We start from the raw sequence: 17,086 nt of genomic DNA on the forward strand, positions 1-17,086 counted from the left end.
TGTTAGCGGCTAACGCTGGGTCTTCGCCGCCGTTCCCGCGTGGTGAGTCCGACAGTCGCGGAGCGGCCTAAACGCCCGAATCTCGCTGTCGGACAGCTAGGCTCGGGCGCAGTCGGGCAGCGGATCCCTGATGCAGCCCGAGGTTGACGCACCGCGTGACCCCGCTATGGCTTGCGGGTGCTCCTGACCGCCCGCCTCCCCGTGCAGCAGAACACCGACCCGGCGCCTGACACGCTGGCGCAGGCGCATTCCAGGCTCATCGCCGACGACCGGCTGCAGTTCGACCGCACCGGCTTCACGCCGCCGGAGGTCCCAGGCTGGCTGAACTGGGTCGGCGAGGCCCTGCGTGCGATCGCGCCTCTGCTGGAGATCGTCTTCTGGGTAGGACTGGCCGTGGTCGTCGCGATGATCGCCTGGTTCATCGTCCGCGAGATCCTGCGTCTGCGCATGCCGCGCTCGAAGGCCGAGGCGGTCGTCGCGGTCGACCAATCGGAATGGCGACCGGACGAGGCGACCGCGCGCAATCTGCTGGCTGGCGCCGACGATCTGGCGGCAGAGGGACGCTACGCCGAGGCAGCGCACCTGTTGCTGATGCGTAGCGTCGAGGACATCGAGAAGCGCGCGCCCCGGGCCATCAAGGTTTCCCTGACGACGCGCGAGATCGCCGGGACCTCGTCCCTGCCCGAGGCCGCCCGTCCGGCCTTCGTCCACATCGCCCAGGTGGTGGAGCGCAGCCTGTTCGGCGGCCGCCCCGTCGACGCCCGCGATTTCGCCGACTGCCGACGCGCCTATGAGGACTTCGCCCTGCCCGCCGGATGGCGGTCATGAGTCTGCCGACAAGGGGAAGCAGCGCCTTCTCGCCGCTGACCGTGATCGTGGTCCTGATCGTCGGGGTCGTCGCCCTGGCCGGGCTTGGGGTTCTGTCCGCCTATGCGCCGGAGCTCAAGTCGGGCGACGACGGCGAGGCCCACGCCCTGTCACGCTCCTTGATCGGCTACGCCGCCCTGCCCCGTCTGCTGCGGGCGACAGGGACGCCGGTCGTGCTCAGTCGCGGACCTCTGGGATACGGCGCGATCGACAGCCTTTTGATCCTGACCCCGACAGTCGGAACGCCGCCCGAGCGGATCGAGGACATTCGGCACGAGGGTTCGGTCCTCGTCGTCCTGCCCAAATGGAGCCACGCCCCGCTGCCCGATCACAAGGGGTGGGTCTCCACCCTCGGCGTGGTTTCGCCGGAACAGGCGCTGTCGGTGCTGCCGGATGAGGTCCGGAGCGGCACGACCCTGTCCGATGCCACCGGCAGCCGTCGTGTTCTGCTGCGACGCGCCGGCGATACGCCTCTCACCGACGAGCCCGTCGTCATCGACACCCACCGCACGCTCGGCGGCCCGCAGTGGATGGCGGTCATCACCGACGACGAGGGCAGGACGGTCCTGGCCGCCCATCGAGAGACCGGCCTCTATGTGCTGGCGGACGCCGACCTTCTGAACACGCAGGGCCTCAAATCCCTTGCGGGAGCGCGCACGGCGATCGCGATGCTGGACGCCCTGCGCGCGCCCGACGGACCGGTCGTGTTCGACCTCACGCTGCATGGCTTCCAGCGCACCCGCAACCTCGGCCGGTTGCTGCTGGAGCCGCCGCTGCTCGGCATGACCCTGGTGCTGCTGGCGCTGACGCTCCTGGCCGGCTGGCAGGCGGCGGTTCGCTACGGCCCGGCGCGCCGGAACCGCCGCGTCGTCGCTCTGGGCAAGCGCGCCCTCGCCGACAATACCGCAGCCCTCGTCCGCATGGCGAAGCGTGAACATCACATGGGCGCGCCCTACGCCCGTCTCGTCCGGGCCGCCGTCGCCCGCGCGATCGGAGCGCCGCGCGATCTGGCCGGAGACGCCCTCGACGCCTTTCTCGACCGGGTCGGCGTCCTCGCCGGCGTAAGCAAGCCCTACACCGCCCTGGCGATGAACGCCCAGGCCGCCAAGACCCGGGGCGACCTGATCCGCGTCGCCCGTGACCTCCACCGCTGGACCCAGGAGATGACCCGTGCACGTCAATGAAGTGAAGACCGTCGCGGACCGCATCCGCGCCGAGATCGGCAAGGCGGTGATCGGTCAGGACGGCGCGGTCGACCTGCTGCTGACCGCCCTGATGGCCGGCGGCCATGTCCTGCTGGAGGGTCCTCCCGGCACGGCGAAAACTCTGCTGGCACACAGCTTCGCGCGCAGCGTGGGCCTCGACTACGGCCGCATCCAGTTTACGCCCGACCTGATGCCCGGTGACATCATCGGGTCCAACCTGTTCAACTTCCAGACGTCCAGCTTCACCCTCACGCGTGGCCCGATCTTCTGCGAGCTGCTGCTGGCCGACGAGATCAACCGCACCCCGCCGAAGACCCAGGCAGCCCTGCTCGAGGCCATGCAGGAGCGTCAGATCACCATCGACGGACAGCCGCACGCGCTCGGTGACCGCTTCATCGTCGTCGCCACCCAGAACCCGATCGAGCAGCAGGGCACCTATCCTCTGCCCGAGGCCCAGTTGGACCGGTTCCTGTTCAAACACGTCCTGTCCTATCCGACGATCGAACAGGAGCGCGCCATCATCGCCGCCCAGGGCGCGCGGACCGGCCAGATGGATCCCGTCTCGCTCGGAGTCGAGATCGTCGCCGACGGGGCGACCATCGATGCGGCGGGCCAGACCGTGGCCGGGGTCCGGCTGACCGACGAGGTCGTCGCCTATGTCGCCGACCTGATCCGGGCGACGCGAGACTCCGCCGACGTCGAGACCGGCGCCTCGCCGCGCGCCGGGGCCATGCTGGCCGCCGCCGCCCGAGCCCGCGCCGCGCTGGACGGCCGCGACTATGTCATCCCCGACGACGTGAAGATCCTCGCCGTCCCGGCCCTGCGTCACCGTCTGGTCCTTTCGCCGGCGGCCGAGATCGAAGGGCGTCGCGTGGATCAGGTCCTGACCGGTCTGGTCGAGCGAGTGGCCGCACCCCGGTGATCTATCCGACGCGGCGAGCGGTGATCCTGATGGCGGCGGGCGCGCCCGTCGCCCTGCTGCTCGGCGTGCTGATGCCGCAGGGTTGGCAGGTCGCCGTCGTATGGATCCTCGCCGTCGCCGCCCTGACCGCCATCGACGCGGCGCGCGCGGGGTCTCGCAAGGCTTTGCGGCTGGATCCCCTGCCCACCGTCCTCGCCGCCGTGGGCCGTCCCGGGTCGGCGGAACTGGTCGTCCGCTTCGACGACACGGGTCCGCGCCCGCGCGAGGTGGAGGCCGCAGTCTCCGCCGACGCCCGCCTCGGCCTGACCGACCGCACCGTCCGCACGGCGCTGCAGGAGGGCCGAGCCGGGTTCGACTTTCCCTTCAAGCCCGAACGGCGCGGCGCCGTCGATCTGGAGACCCTGTGGGTGCGCTGGGTCGGTCCGCTCGGCCTCGCGACCAAACAGAAGGCCTTCGCCCTCAACCTGCCGGTCGCTGTTCTGACCGATATCCAGCTGGTCCGCGACCAGGCCATCCGCCTGTTCGCACGCGACGCCATGTTCGGCGCCAAGTCTCAGGTCCAGCTCGGCGAAGGCTCCGAGTTTCAGGCCCTGACCGACTATCAGCCCGGCGTCGACCGCCGCGCCATCGACTGGAAACAGTCCGCCCGCCACGCCTCGCTTCTGGCGAAGGAGCATCATACCGAACGCAATCACAACGTCATCATGGCGCTGGACTGCGGCCGCGTGGCCTCCGAACCGGTCGGCGGCATGCCGCGCATGGACCGGTTCATCCATGCGGCGCTGCTGTTGAGCTACGCCTGCCTCCGATCAGGCGACCGGGCCGGCCTGTTCGCCTTCGACAATGTCGCCCGCGTCGATACCGGCCCGCTCTCGGGCCTGAACGCCCAGCGCACGCTCCAGACCGTCGCCGGCCGGATCGACTATTCGACGCACGAGACCAATCACACCCTGGCCCTCGCCACCCTGGCCAGCGGGCTGAAGCGACGGTCGCTGGTCGTGGTCTTCACCGATTTCGCCGACTCGACCTCCGCCGAGTTGATGATCGAATCCCTGGGTCGGCTGCTGCGTCGCCACCTCGTCCTGTTCGTCGTCATGCGTGACGAGGAACTCGAAGGTCTGACCGCCGCCGAGCCCGTCGCGCCCGAGGACGTCGCCCGCTCGGTCGTCGCCGGCGGACTGCTGCGCGAGCGCGAGCTGGTCCTGAACCGTCTGCGTCGCATGGGCGTCCACATCGTCGAGGCGCCCGCCGACCGCATCGGTCCGGACGTTCTCAACGCCTATCTCGACCTGAAGCGCAGGGACCTGTTGTGACCGACGTTTCCTCTCCCCACACCCTGCGCAGCCAGCGGTTCCGGCGCGAGCGCGAGGCCGACTGGGCGCGCCTGGAAAAGCTGATGGACCGGGTCGAAAAGGGCTCGGCCGCCAAGCTGACCGACGAGGAAATCCTCGCCATCCCCGTCCTGTATCGCTCGACCCTGTCGGCTCTGTCGGTTGCGCGCGAGACCTCGCTGGATCAGGGACTGGTCCAGTTCCTCGAGACCCTGTCGGCCCGCGCCTACTTCTTCGTCTACGGGTCGCGAGCGACGCTGCAGGACCGCCTCGGCCGCTTCTTCACCAACGACTGGCCGGCTTCGGTGCGTGGCCTGTGGCGCGAGACCCTGGCCTCGGGCGCCCTGATGCTGCTGGGCGTCGTCGTCGGCGCCTGGTTGGTCACCGTCGAGCCCGACTGGTTCTATGCCTTCGTGCCCGCCGATCTCGCCGGCGGTCGCGACCCCGCCGCCTCGACCGAGACCCTGCGCGCCACCCTCGACGGATCGGAGGCGCAGGACGGCCTGTCGGTCTTCGCCGCCTATCTGTTCACCCACAACGCCCAGGTGGCGATCCTGGCCTTCGCCCTCGGCTTCTCCCTGTGCATCCCGACCGCCCTGCTGATGGTCTACAACGGGACCATGATCGGGGCCTTCGTCGCCCTCTTCGCCAGCCGGGGTCTGGGGGTCGAGATCGGCGGCTGGATGCTGATCCACGGGGTGACCGAGCTGTTCGCCGTGACCCTGGCCGGGGCGGCGGGATTGAAGATCGGATGGGCCGTCGCCTTTCCCGGCGACCGGTCGCGCCTGGACGCCGCCGTCGCCGCCGGACGCACCGCCGCCGTCTGCATGGGCGGGGTGGTCGTCATGCTGTTCGCCGCCGGCCTGCTGGAAGGGTTCGGGCGACAACTGATCGTCGATACCGGGGTCCGCTACGCCGTGGCCGCCGTCACTGCCATGGTTTGGGCCGCCTATTTCTACGGTCCGCGCGGGAGGGCCTTCCGTGGCGACTGAACCGATGGCGGCGTCGACCGAGCGCGTCTTCGTCACTCCGGAGGGCGTCGATCTGCGCCTGAACATCGGCGATGCCGGCCAGCGCGCGGCCGCCTTCCTGATGGACGCCGCGATAATCATCGCCGTCCTGATCGGCATCACCATCGCAACCGTCCTGATGGGCATCGGCGCCGGCGCCGCCAGCGGGATCGGCGGCGTCGAGGTCATGGCCGTGATCTGGCTGCTGGTCTTTTTCCTGCTACGGAACTTCTACTTCACCGCCTTCGAGCTGTCGGCCGCCGCCGCCACGCCCGGCAAGCGGATGTTCGGCCTCCGGGTCGCCTCGCGCGACGGCGGAAGGCTGAGGGCGGAATCGGTCTTCGCCCGCAATGCGATGCGCGAACTGGAAGTGTTCCTGCCCCTGTCGCTTCTGGTCAGCCGGGCGGGTCAGGGCGGCGCCGAAAGCTGGATGTGGCTGTTGGGCGTCGTCTGGGCCGGAATTTTCGTCTTCTTCCCCCTGTTCAACAAGGATCGGTTGCGGGCCGGCGACCTGGTCGGCGGCACCTGGGTGGTGCGCACGCCGCGCCGCAAGCTGGCCCGCGACATGGCCGACGATGGCGCGGAACGGCTAGACCAATTCGCCTTCGAACGCGCCCAGCTCGAGGCCTACGGGGCCAAGGAATTGCACGTGCTGGAGACGGTTCTGCGTCAGCGCGACCGCAAGACGATGCGGGCCGTCGCCGACCGGATCGTTACCAAGATCGGCTGGCGAAGAGATTTCGACCACCGCGACGAGGACTTCCTCGCCGCCTACTACGCCGCCCTGCGCGGGCGGCTGGAACAGCGTCTGCTGATGGGCGTCAGACGCCGCGACAAGCACGACGTCTGACGGGGCGCCTCAGTCGAACACCGAAGCCAGTTCTTCCGGCCCCACGCCTTCCTTGACGCTTCGCAGCTCGTAATACAGGGCCGCCACGCCGGCTGCGCCGACAACGCTGGTCAGGATGTTGCTGATCGCGGTGGTCGCCATGTTCAGGCCCATGTTCACCGGTCCGGTCATGAACCCGCCGCCCGTCGCGGCGCCTATGCCGCCGACCAGCAGGCCGATGATCATCGAGACCACGAACAGGATGACGGCCAGGCCGAAGATCGACCAGCGGTGTCCCTTCGTCAGTTCGCGGCTGCGCTGCATGCTCTCGGTGACGCCGCGACTCTCGACCACGACCGCCGCAGTCGCCACCGACCACATCACCGCGAGGATGATCCCGGGAACGATCAGCAGGAGGGCCCCGAGGAAGGTGCCGAACCCGACCAGGATGCCGACGCCCAGCAAGGGCAGGAACAGTTTGATCCCCGCCGCGAACGCTGTCCCAATGCTCATCGCCTTGCCATTGAATCCGGCCACTGTGACCTTCACCACCATGCCCTGAAGAACGTAGGCGCCGATGATCCACAGCACCCAGCTGATCGCCATGATCGTGAACCCCTCCATGGACTGGGCCTGGACGAGCAGCGACTGGCCATAGACCTGCATCACGCTGGGAAGGCCGACCAGGATGACCGATGCGATCAGGAAGGTCACGCCGTTCTGGCTGATGGCCTTGAAGGTTCGCTGGATCACCCGCCCCAGATCGAAGTCCCCATAGGCCGACGCCGGCTTGGCGGCCGGCGGTCCGTCCATGGCGAATATCTGGGTCGCGACGCCTTCATGGGCGATGAAATCGACCCTTTGCCGGGCGACGAGAGGCGGGGCCGAGCGGACCGAGCCTGCGCTGAACCGATAGACCTCGCCATTGTCGCCGGTGATGGTCCCTCCGTCGGCGCCTTCTTCGAATGTGGTCACATGGCCGCGCATCTCGCCTCCCGTCGATTGCCGGCGAGGATCACCCGGCGATCCGGCAGGCACAACCCCTCGTGGCGCGGGAACGGCGCGGCGGCGGAACCGCCGTTCGGGCAGGCCACCTGAGGGATCGCCCGCCGCCGGCATCGGGCCTCAACCATGGTGGGCGAAGCCGCTTCAGACCGTCGGCACGGTGCCCCCGTCGACGACCAACTCCGAACCGTGGATCGACGAAGCACGATCCGAGGCCAGGAAGGCGATGGCTTCCGCAACCTCGAAGGGTTCGGCTCCGCGACCGATCGCGATGCCGCCAAGGCCGGCCAGAACGAGCTGGCGGGCGTCTTCCAGCGTTCCGCCGTTGGCCTCCTGGATGCGCTTGAGGAAGACATCGGTCCCCTCGGTCATGATCCAGCCGGGGGAAACCGTATTCACACGCACGCCCTTGGGACCAAGCTCCTTAGAGATGGATTTGCTGTAGGTCCTGAGCGCCGCCTTCGCCGAGGCATAGGCGGTGGTGGCGTCGGGCAGAGGCAGAACGGACTGGATCGAAGTGACATGCACCACCGCGCCCACCCCTCGTTCGATCATCTGCGGGATCAGAAGGCGGTCCAGACGCACGGCGCCCAGAAGGTTCAGATTCAGCTCGGAAAGCCAATGTTCGTCGGTCAAGGCGACGAAGCCGCCGCCCGGCGTGGCGGACCCGCCCATCACGTGGACAAGGACATCGATGCCGTCGAAACGTTCCAAGGCCGCCTTGGCCACGGCTTCGCCTCCCTCGGCCGTGGTGAGGTCCGCCTGAACGAACTCGACACCCCCAATCGGGTCGGGATTCGAGCGGGCCGAGGTGATCACCCGCGCGCCGCCGGCCAGGAACCGTTCGACGGTGGCGCGGCCCAGACCCTTGGTTCCACCCGTAACGAGCACGCGCTTGCCGGCAAATTCGGCAGGATCGATCATGCCGCTCATGCCGTGATCTCCAGGGCCTTGATGATATCGTCCTGGAGCGTGAAGGCGTAGGTGAAGCGGATCGGGCTGCCCGGGAAATCGCCGTGGGCCGGCCCTTCGACCACGACCTTGCCGTTCTCGTGACGGGCGGTCTCGGGGGAGAAGATCGCCTTTACCGGAACCATCGCCTTCTCGAACAGAGCGCGCAGTTCGGCGTGGCCCTCGAAACGTTGGCCGTTGTCCAGCACGACAGTATCGGCGGCGAAGGGTTTCAGCATGCCGTCGACGTCCAGTCGGGCGTTGGCCGAGACGAAGTCGGCGATCGGGGCAGGAAGGTCGGGCGACATCGAGGTATGGTCTTTCGGCTGCGGCCGCGGCCGGAACGGCTGCGATCTCGATGCCGCCAAGATAGGACTGGACAGTTCGCATGATAATCGGGACAAGACGGCACGCGTAATCTCGAAAATCGGGACAATGGCCAGGAACAGCCTGTCGGATCTGGACGCCGTTCTGATGGTGGCTCGCTACGGGAAATTTCGCCCTGCGGCGCTGGAACTCGGCGTTTCAACGACCGCCCTCAGCAACGCGGTCGGGAAGCTGGAGCGGGCACTCGGCGTGCGCCTGTTCAACCGGACGACGCGAAGCGTCTCTCTGACGGAGGCGGGCCAGCAGTTCGTCGCCCAGATCGCTCCGGCCATGCGGGACATCCATGAGGCCATGGACGGCGTGCGGTCGCGACAGACCACCCCGTCGGGCACGCTGCGCATCAACGCCTTTCCGACAGCGGCGCGGGAAATCTTCTCCACCCTGATTCTGCCGTTCATACGCGAGCACCCCCAGGTTCACGTCGACGTGGTGACAGAGGGCCGGATGGTCGACATCGTCGCCGGGGGCTTCGACTTCGGCGTGCGGAGCGCCGACCGTGTGCCGGTCGACATGATCGCCCTGCCTCTGGGGTTCGCGCGGCGAAATGTCGTCGTGGGCGCCCCCGCCTACCTCGGAGCGCGAGGCGCGCCTCTCATCCCCCAGGATCTCGCGCGGCATTCCTGTCTCCGCGTCCGGCTTCCCAACGGCGCAATCCTTCGCTGGCCATTCGAGAAGGACGGGCATCTGGTTCAGATCGACGTCCAGGGCCCCCTCACCCTCGATGAGGCGGGCTTGGCACGCACCGCGGTGCTTGCATCGGTCGGTCTGACGCTGGCGATGGAATCCGACGTGCGGGACGACATCGAGGCTGGCCGGCTTGTGCGCGTTCTCGAGGATTGGACGCCGGTCCAGTCGCCGCTCAGCCTCTACTATCCGAGCCGGCGCAATCCGACCGCTGCGTTCAGGGCCTTCATCGACTTCGCGCGAAGCCAGGTCTGACCGCGATCGCCCAAGGCTGGCACTTCGGATTGGCTCTCAAGATGCTGAGAAAAGCTCGGACGGGGCCGAGGCGACCAGACGGAGATGCTTGACCCTCTTGTCCTACACCGCTCACGCGCACGACTGGATACGATCGACATTGTCCAGCGCTCGCTTCCGTGATGCCGTAGATTGACCCAATGTCGTCGCGAAGACGCAAGGCAGGAAGCCCGCATGACCGACACCGCATCGCCCAAGCCCGCCTGGCCCGCCATGAGCCTCGTCCAGGCCACGGCCCTGCTGACCGCCCCCGGGTCGCTGCTGGAGGTCGTCGACGCCGAGATCGACGGCCGTCCCCAGAAGATCTGGAAGAACGGCCCGCCGACCCTGATACACACCTTCCTTGCCGGTCGCGCCTACGGCGACCGCACCTTCCTCGTCTACGGCGAGGAGCGGGCCACGTTCGAGGCCTTCGCTCGCGCGACCCTTGCCCTCGCCGCCGATCTTCAGGCGCGCGGCGTCCGGCCGGGCGACCGTGTCGCCGTCGCGATGCGCAATCTGCCCGAATGGCCCGTCGCCTTCTTCGCCGCCGCCCTCGTCGGCGCCGTCGTCACGCCGCTGAACGCCTGGTGGAGCGGGGCCGAGCTGGCCTATGGCCTGAAGGATTCCGGCAGCGTCGTCGCCCTTCTCGACATCGAGCGGCTGGAGCGGATCGGCGCCGCCCTGACGGACCTTCCCGACCTCCGCCACGTCCTCGTCTCTCGCGGTGAGCCGGCGACCGCCGACCCGCGCATCGCCCGCCTGGAAACGATCATCGGCGAGAGCGCGACCTGGGCCGCCCTGCCGCCCGGCGACATGCCCGCCGTCCCGCTCGCCCCCGAGGACGCGGCGACCATCTTCTACACCTCCGGAACCACTGGCTCGCCCAAGGGTGCGCTTGGGACCCATCGAAATGCGGGCTACAGCGTCATGGCCGGCGTCTTCTCCCTCAGCCGCTCCCACCTTCGGCGCGGCGAGACGCCCCCGGCGCTCGATCCGGCCGCGCCGCAGAAGTCGGGTCTCGTCTCCATCCCCTTCTTCCACACCACCGGCTGCAACGCTGTGCTGATCCCCGCCCTTGTGACCGGCCAGAAGCTCGTCTGTCAGCGACGCTTCGACGCCGAAGAGGCGCTGTCCCTCGTTCAGCGCGAACGCATCACCATGATCGGCGGCGTCCCGACCGTGGCCATCCAGATCCTTCAGCACCCCAGGCGCGGCGATTACGACCTGTCGTCGCTTGAGACCGTCGCCTACGGCGGAGCAGCGGCCCCCACCGATCTCGTCCGCCAGATCGAACAGGCGACACCCGCCAAGGCCGGTTCCGGATGGGGCATGACCGAGACCTCCGCCACCCATACCCACCATCTCGGCGAGGACTATCTCAACCGCCCCGACAGCTGCGGCCCCGTCCTTCCGGTCGGCCGGATCAAGGTGGTCGACGCCGATGGCCGCGACCTGCCTGTCGGCGAGGTCGGCGAACTACTGGCCTATGGTCCCAACGTCGTGCGCGAATACTGGAACAAGCCCGAGGCGACGGCCGAAACCTTCGTCGACGGTTGGGTCCGCACCGGCGACCTCGCCCGCATCGACGAGGAGGGTTTCTGCTTCATCGTCGACCGCGCCAAGGACATCATCATCCGGGGCGGCGAGAACATCTATTGCCAGGAGATCGAGGCCGTCCTGTTCGAGCATCCGGCCGTCGCGGAGGCCGCCCTCGTCGCCAAGCCCGACGCGGTGATGGGCGAGGTTCCCATCGCCTTCATCTCCCTCGCGCCCGGTGAGACGGTCGATCCGGCGACCCTTCGCACCTTGGTCGCGTCCCGCTTCGCCGCCTTCAAGGTCCCCACGGAGATCATCATTACCCCTGACCCCCTGCCCCGCAACGCTGCGGGCAAGGTGGTGAAGCCGGAACTCAAGACGTGGCTGGCCGCTCGCGGGTGAGTCCGCAAAACGCCGGACGTTAACGCGACATCCACGGCCCCTGTGCAGGATGCCGCTCATGACAAGCGCCATCGATATCGGCCGTGCGACGGCGCTTTCCGACGCAGGCGACACGCCAGCACGCCTTGACGCGCCGGGACTTCAGGCCCTCGCAGCCCGATCCGTGGCTGAAGCGAAAGCCGACGGCGCCGCCCGTCGCGGCCCCTTCCGGCCCGAGGTCTGGCTGAACGCACGCCAGCGTCACGCCTCGCGTTTGGCCGTCCACTGGTTTCGCAGCGCCGATGTCGCCGTCGTCGCGGCCATCACCGTCGCCATGGTCTGGGCCATGACGCCGGGCGGCCTGCTCTCCGCCTCCTTGGCGGCCGCCCTGCCTTTCGCGGTCGGCGCCGCCCTGGTGCTGGGGCTGATGCGCTCGCTCGGCTTCTATCGATTCATGCGGGGTCAACAGACGCCGCTGCATCTCGCCGCAGTCGCCGGGGTCACCGTCGCGGGCGGGATCGGCGCCGTCGTCATGGACGCCATTCTCGCGGGCGGAGCGGACCTGGCCGTCTACATCGTCTGGACCGCCCTGATCACGGTCAGCCTTTATGTCCTGCACATGGGCTGGTCTGACCTCGTCGCGGGCTGGCGGGCCAAGGGCGCCCTGACGCCCAACATCGTCCTGGTCGGTGCGACCCGCCACGCAGAGACCCTGATCAAGGACGCGCTGAAGCGACGCGACATCAATGTCCTGGGCGTGTTCGACGACCGTCTGGCCCGCAATCCCGACAGCGTCGTCGGCGTCCCAGTGCTGGGCGACGCCGAGGCCCTGATGACGCACCGGATGACGCCCTATGTCGACAAGATCGTCCTGGCCATCGACCCCAAGGCCGAAAAGCGCGTCCGCGAACTGACGTCCCGCTTGTCCGCCCTGCCCAACGAGGTCACCCTGCTGGTCGATCCGGTCGATGAGCGCGAACGCGGCGCCGCCCTGGACCGCCTTGCCAGCGCGCCCCTCGCCTCGCTGGACGGCCGTGTGGACGACGACCGTCGCGCCTTCAACAAGCGCATCCAGGACCTCGTCATCGGCACGCTCGCCCTGATCCTTCTGGCCCCGATCATGGCCCTGACGGCGCTGGCCATCCGCCTCGACAGCCCCGGCCCGATCTTCTTCCGCCAGCGTCGCCACGGCTTCATCCACGAAGAGATCGTGGTCTGGAAATTCCGCTCGATGCGCCAGGAGGCCGCCGACGCCACCGCCAGCCGTCAGGTCACCACCGACGACGACCGCGTCACCCGCGTCGGCAAATTCATCCGCTCGACCAGCCTCGATGAACTGCCCCAGATCTTCAACGTCCTGAAGGGCGAAATGTCGCTGGTCGGCCCGCGCCCCCACGCCATCGGCATGAAGACCGGCGCGGTCGAGTCAGCCCGCCTCGTCGCCGAATACGCCCACCGCCACCGCATGAAGCCCGGCATGACCGGCTGGGCCGCCATCAAGGGCTCGCGAGGCCCCTTGCACAGCGCCCAGGACGTCCGTCGCCGGGTTCAGCTCGACATCGAATACATCGAGCGCCAGTCCCTGTGGCTCGACCTCTGGGTGATGTTCGTCACCGTTCCCGTCCTGCTGGGCGACCGCGCGGCGATCCGCTGATGTTCTGGCGCGGCGTCTGGGGCTATCTGCCTGCCAACATCATCCAGGGCTTAGTGGGCTTCGGCGCCATCGTGGTCTTCACCCGCCTGCTGTCGGCCGAGGACTTCGGCCGATACGCCATCGCCTTCTCGGTGATGACCCTGTTCCACGTCGTGACCTTCAGCTGGCTGGAAGCCGCCATGGCGCGCTTCTGGGCCGCCGAGGAAGGCCAGTCTCTCGCCGACCACTTCCTGACCCTGTACCGCTCCGCCGCGGTCATGAGCGCCGCTGTCCTCCCGATCGCGGCGGTCATGCTGTGGATCTCCCCCATCGGCGAGGGGCTGAAGCTGGCCATCGCCTCCGGCCTCGTCGGCATGCCGATCCGCTGCCTCGCCAAACTGGCCCAGGAGCGCTTCCGCGCCGCCGGTGAGGTCACGAAATCCGCCGGCATGGACATCGCGGTGACGCTCGGCGGCTTCGCCATCGGCGCCTGGTGCGCTTTCCACGGCGTCGGCGCGGCATCGCCCCTGATCGGCCTCGCCGTCGGCCCGCTGCTGGTCCTGCCCTTCGTCCTGCCCAACGAGCTGAAACAGGCGCGCGGCGGGGTCCTCTACCGTGACCGCCTCGGCGCCTACGCCCGCTATGGCTATCCCATCGCAGCGGGTCTGGGCCTTTCATTGATCATGGCCTCGACCGACCGCTTCCTGCTCGAGATCTACATGGGCCCGGCCGCCGTCGGGGCCTATCACGCGGGCTACAGCCTCGCGAACCGCACCCTCGACGTCCTCTTCATCTGGCTCGGCGCCGCCGGCACGCCCGCCCTGATCATGGCGTGGGAGCGCGGCAGCCGCGAGGCCTTCATGAAGGCCGCCCGCGAACAGGCCTCGACCTTCATCCTGATCGGCCTGCCCGCTGCGGTCGGCGTGGCCCTGGTCGCTCGCCCGCTGGCGGACTTCATGATCGGCGAGGATCTTCGGTCCGTCGCGGCCTCCGTCACCCCCTGGATCGCTCTGTCCGCCTTCCTGTCGGGCTGCACCGCCTACTATCTCAGCCAGTCCTTCGTGCTGGGCCGTCGCACCGACCGCCTGCTGCTGACGCTATGCATTCCGGCCGCGTCGAACGTGATCCTGAACCTGATCCTCGTGCCCCGAATGGGCGTCCACGGGGCCGCCCTCGCCACGGCGATCAGCTTCGCCATCGGCATCGCCGCCTCCATCGGCATGGGTCGCAAGATCGTCGCCATGCCCATCCCCTGGGATACCCTGATCCGCTGCGGCGTCGCCTGCCTCGCCATGACCGCCGCCGTCCTGCCCCTGCCGGCGCTTGGCGGCGTGCCCGAGCTCATCCTCAAGGCCGGGGTCGGAGCCGTGGTCTACGGCGTCGTCGCCATGACCCTGAACGCCGCCGGGGTCCGCGACCTCGCCCAACGCCTGATCGGCGCCCGCCTGAACCGGAGTGCGACCGCATGAGCCGCCCCATCCTCACCGACAACGCTGCACGCCGGCGGGCGAAACCCGCCGTCTCGGTCCTGATCCCCTTCCTGTGCGACGACCCGTCCGAGCTGCTCCGACTGCTCGACGAGGAGGCCGCGTCCGTGTCCGGCGCCGTCGAGGTCATCGTCATGGACGACGGCACCAATGACCCCGACCTGACCGCCCGCCTGCAGGCCCAGATCAAGGCCATGGCCCTCCCTGCCCGCCTGATCACCCTGACGAAGAACGAAGGCCGCTCGAAGGGCCGCAACCGCCTCGCAGACTCCGCACGCGGCGGCTCGCTGCTGTTCCTCGACAGCGACATGCGCCCCGACCATCGCCGCTTCGTCTGGACCTGGGCCGACCTGGTCGCACGCGAAGACCCGGCCGTCGCCTTCGGCGGCTTCTCCCTCCTGCAGGCCCCGACCGACGCCCGCTTCTCGGTCCACCGCTCCATGGCCCTGAAGAGCGACTGCGTCCCGTATCAGGAGCGCGCCCGCACGCCCGAAAAATACGTCTTCACCTCCAACCTCCTGGTCCGCCGCGACGTCTTCGAGGCGGAGACCTTCGACGCCGAGTTCTCCGGCTGGGGCTGGGAGGACGTGGAGTGGGCCATGCGCGTCTCGCGCCGCTTCACTGTCGTCCACGTCGACAACCCGGCCACCCACATGGGCTTGGACACCGTCGAGGCCCTCGCCGGCAAGTACGAACAGTCCGCCGGAAACTTCGGCCGCGTCGTCGCCCGCCATCCCGACATTGTCGGCGGCTACCCCAGCTACAAGGCCGCACGGCTGCTTAAGAAGGTTCCTGTCCTCGACCGCATCCGCCCCCTGATGAAGCGGGCCGCGACGACGCCCTGGGTCCCGACCAAGGCCCGCGCATTCTCGCTCCGCCTCTACCGCGCCGCCCTCTACGCCGAGGCCGTCTGATGCCGTTCGTGTCGGTCATCGTGCCGACCCTGCGCAGGCCCGAGAGCCTGGAGCGCGCCCTGCGGTCCCTGTTCTCGCAGACCGCCCCCATCGCCTCCATCGTCGTCGTCGACAACGACCCCCAGGCCACGGCCCGCGACACGGCCACGCGCCTGACCGCCGAGAGCCCCTGCCCTCTGATTTACCGGCACGAGCCCCACCCGGGCGTCGCCACCGCGCGCAACGCGGGTCTGCAAGAGACCGACGCCCCCCTGATCGCCTTCCTCGACGACGACGAGGCCGCATCGCCACAGTGGCTCGCCGCCCTCTTGACCGCCCTCGACCGGACAAACGCCGACGTTGTCTTCGGCCCCATCTCCGGTCGCGTGCCCGCGGACACCGGCTGGGCGACCTCCTATCTGGAGGCCTTTTTCGGCCGCGCAGGCCCCTCGACCACCCAGCGCATCGACAAGCCCTGGGGCTGCGGCAACTCACTGATGGTTCGCGCCACGGCGCTTCCCGGTCCCGCCCCCTTCGACGCTTCGGCCGATCAGTCGGGCGGAGAGGACGACGCCCTGTTCGCGGCCCTGGGAGCGCGCGGGGGAACCTTTGGCTGGGCCGCCGACGCCTGGGTGGAGGAGTTCGCTCCGCCCCACCGCGCTACCATGCGCTACGCCCTGTCGCGCGCCTTCGCCTATGGCCAAGGCCCCAGCCAGACCGCCGCCAAAGCCCGCGATTGGCCCGCCGTCGCCAAATGGATGATCGTAGGCGCCGTCCAGACCGCCCTCTGGGGCCTCGCCGCCATCGCTGCCACCGTGATCGCCCATCCCTCGCGCGCCGAACTGATGGACAAGGCCGCTCGGGGCCTCGGAAAGATCTTCTGGATGAAGGGGTTCGAGCCCCACTTCTACGGCACGCGCGAACTCGCCCGCCTGGACCGGCTCAGCCCGTCAGCCGCCTGAGGAAGGCCGGCGGCCTGTAGGTGGAGCGGTTCACCACCACCCCCGCGATCCGCCCGCCGACCGCCTCGATCTCGTCGCGCAGAATGACCGGCTCGTTCGCCGCCGTGCTCTCGGCCGCCACGATCAGGACCGTCGCATCGACATAGGGCGCGAGCGTGATGCACAGGTCGCTGCGATCCGCCGCCGGGGCGTCGATCACCACCGTGTCGGCATGCTTCCTCATGGCGTCCCAGTAGCGCGGATCCGGCAGCGGCTCGGCCCGCTGTCCGGACCGCAACACCTCGGCCCGGAACCGCGTGACCCACAGACGACCGCCCAGGCACGGCCGCGCCGTCATCAATCGCGCCGGGCCGATAGGCTTCCTGTCCTGCCCCGTGACCGGAGGCGTCACGGCATAGAAGCTCGATCCGTCCGGCGATGAGGCCGCCGCCGCACCCAGCCTTCCGAACCGCTCGGGCTCCGCCGCCACCGCTTCCTGCTGCCACGGCTGGGCCAGGTCGGCGTCGACCAGCCAGACGGGCTTCCTAGCCCGCACCGCCGCTAGCCGCGCGAACTCGCGGGCGACCGTGGAGGCCCCCTCGCCGGTATTGGCGCAAGCGAACTGGATGACCCGTCCGCGGTGAGCGGGGGCCGATCCCAGCGCCGCCCAGAGGCTCGCCATTTCAGATGTGAGATCGACCATACGAATCGGTACGCGTTGAACTTTCGCCTATCACGCTAACACGGC

16 protein-coding genes are annotated in these 17,086 nt (G+C 68.9%); 12 read left to right on the forward strand and 4 right to left on the reverse strand.

All coding sequences use genetic code 11. The features are described from left to right. The first annotated feature begins 177 nt into the window (after positions 1-177). The 6 genes from O5O43_RS09005 to O5O43_RS09030 are packed head-to-tail and all read left to right on the forward strand — an operon-like array spanning position 178 to position 6,185. Positions 178-828: a DUF4129 domain-containing protein gene (locus O5O43_RS09005; protein WP_271083553.1), complete on the forward strand. Its 651-nt coding sequence runs from the start codon at positions 178-180 to the stop codon at positions 826-828. Continuing rightward, entirely contained in the window at positions 825-2,051 is a 1,227-nt protein-coding gene (locus tag O5O43_RS09010; protein WP_271083554.1) for a DUF4350 domain-containing protein, read from the forward strand. Before O5O43_RS09005 ends, O5O43_RS09010 begins: the two co-directional genes overlap by 4 nt. Further along, the gene (locus tag O5O43_RS09015; protein ID WP_271083555.1) at positions 2,038-2,994 is read left to right on the forward strand and encodes a MoxR family ATPase; all 957 of its coding nucleotides are present in this window, start codon (positions 2,038-2,040) and stop codon (positions 2,992-2,994) included. Before O5O43_RS09010 ends, O5O43_RS09015 begins: the two co-directional genes overlap by 14 nt. Further along, a complete protein-coding gene (locus tag O5O43_RS09020) occupies positions 2,991-4,307 on the forward strand; it encodes a DUF58 domain-containing protein (protein ID WP_271083556.1) in 1,317 nt (438 codons plus the stop codon). Before O5O43_RS09015 ends, O5O43_RS09020 begins: the two co-directional genes overlap by 4 nt. Beyond that, entirely contained in the window at positions 4,304-5,317 is a 1,014-nt protein-coding gene (locus O5O43_RS09025) for a stage II sporulation protein M (protein WP_271083557.1), read from the forward strand. The genes O5O43_RS09020 and O5O43_RS09025 overlap by 4 nt, the downstream gene beginning before the upstream one ends. After that, positions 5,307-6,185: an RDD family protein gene (locus O5O43_RS09030; protein WP_271083558.1), complete on the forward strand. Its 879-nt coding sequence runs from the start codon at positions 5,307-5,309 to the stop codon at positions 6,183-6,185. Before O5O43_RS09025 ends, O5O43_RS09030 begins: the two co-directional genes overlap by 11 nt. A gap of 9 nt (positions 6,186-6,194) precedes the next feature. On the opposite strand, the gene O5O43_RS09035 is transcribed toward O5O43_RS09030, so the two are convergent. The 3 genes from O5O43_RS09035 to O5O43_RS09045 form a co-directional block, all read right to left on the reverse strand. Next, positions 6,195-7,139 (reverse strand): hypothetical protein, encoded by a 945-nt coding sequence (locus O5O43_RS09035; protein ID WP_271083559.1) that lies wholly within the window; start codon positions 7,137-7,139, stop codon positions 6,195-6,197. A 174-nt stretch (positions 7,140-7,313) separates the two neighbouring features. Next, complete coding sequence (locus O5O43_RS09040; RefSeq protein WP_271083560.1) at positions 7,314-8,102, reverse strand: SDR family oxidoreductase; 789 nt, start codon at positions 8,100-8,102, stop codon at positions 7,314-7,316. Beyond that, a complete protein-coding gene (locus tag O5O43_RS09045) occupies positions 8,099-8,428 on the reverse strand; it encodes a nuclear transport factor 2 family protein (protein ID WP_271083561.1) in 330 nt (109 codons plus the stop codon). Before O5O43_RS09045 ends, O5O43_RS09040 begins: the two co-directional genes overlap by 4 nt. Positions 8,429-8,555: 127 nt before the next feature. Here O5O43_RS09045 and O5O43_RS09050 point away from each other — a divergent pair, with 127 nt between their 5' ends. The 6 genes from O5O43_RS09050 (at position 8,556) to O5O43_RS09075 (ending at position 16,359) form a co-directional block, all read left to right on the forward strand. Continuing rightward, entirely contained in the window at positions 8,556-9,446 is an 891-nt protein-coding gene (locus O5O43_RS09050; RefSeq protein WP_271083562.1) for a LysR family transcriptional regulator, read from the forward strand. Between the two features lie 213 nt (positions 9,447-9,659). After that, on the forward strand, positions 9,660-11,405 hold the full coding sequence (locus tag O5O43_RS09055) for a class I adenylate-forming enzyme family protein (protein ID WP_271083563.1): 1,746 nt from the start codon (positions 9,660-9,662) through the stop codon (positions 11,403-11,405). 58 nt (positions 11,406-11,463) lie between these two features. Continuing rightward, positions 11,464-13,038 carry an exopolysaccharide biosynthesis polyprenyl glycosylphosphotransferase gene (locus O5O43_RS09060; protein WP_271083564.1) on the forward strand — a complete coding sequence of 525 codons (1,575 nt, stop codon included), beginning with the start codon at positions 11,464-11,466 and terminating at the stop codon, positions 13,036-13,038. After that, a complete protein-coding gene (locus tag O5O43_RS09065; RefSeq protein ID WP_271083565.1) occupies positions 13,038-14,486 on the forward strand; it encodes a lipopolysaccharide biosynthesis protein in 1,449 nt (482 codons plus the stop codon). The genes O5O43_RS09060 and O5O43_RS09065 overlap by 1 nt, the downstream gene beginning before the upstream one ends. After that, positions 14,483-15,418: a glycosyltransferase family A protein gene (locus O5O43_RS09070; protein WP_271083566.1), complete on the forward strand. Its 936-nt coding sequence runs from the start codon at positions 14,483-14,485 to the stop codon at positions 15,416-15,418. Before O5O43_RS09065 ends, O5O43_RS09070 begins: the two co-directional genes overlap by 4 nt. After that, positions 15,418-16,359: a glycosyltransferase family 2 protein gene (locus O5O43_RS09075; RefSeq protein WP_271083567.1), complete on the forward strand. Its 942-nt coding sequence runs from the start codon at positions 15,418-15,420 to the stop codon at positions 16,357-16,359. The genes O5O43_RS09070 and O5O43_RS09075 overlap by 1 nt, the downstream gene beginning before the upstream one ends. On the opposite strand, the gene O5O43_RS09080 is transcribed toward O5O43_RS09075, so the two are convergent. Beyond that, positions 16,340-17,020: a hfsB gene (locus O5O43_RS09080; protein WP_271083568.1), complete on the reverse strand. Its 681-nt coding sequence runs from the start codon at positions 17,018-17,020 to the stop codon at positions 16,340-16,342. The genes O5O43_RS09075 and O5O43_RS09080 overlap by 20 nt on opposite strands. Between the last annotated feature and the right edge of the window lie 66 nt (positions 17,021-17,086).

Origin of the sequence: Brevundimonas sp. NIBR11 (genome assembly GCF_027912535.1) — a bacterium.
GTDB lineage: Bacteria > Pseudomonadota > Alphaproteobacteria > Caulobacterales > Caulobacteraceae > Brevundimonas.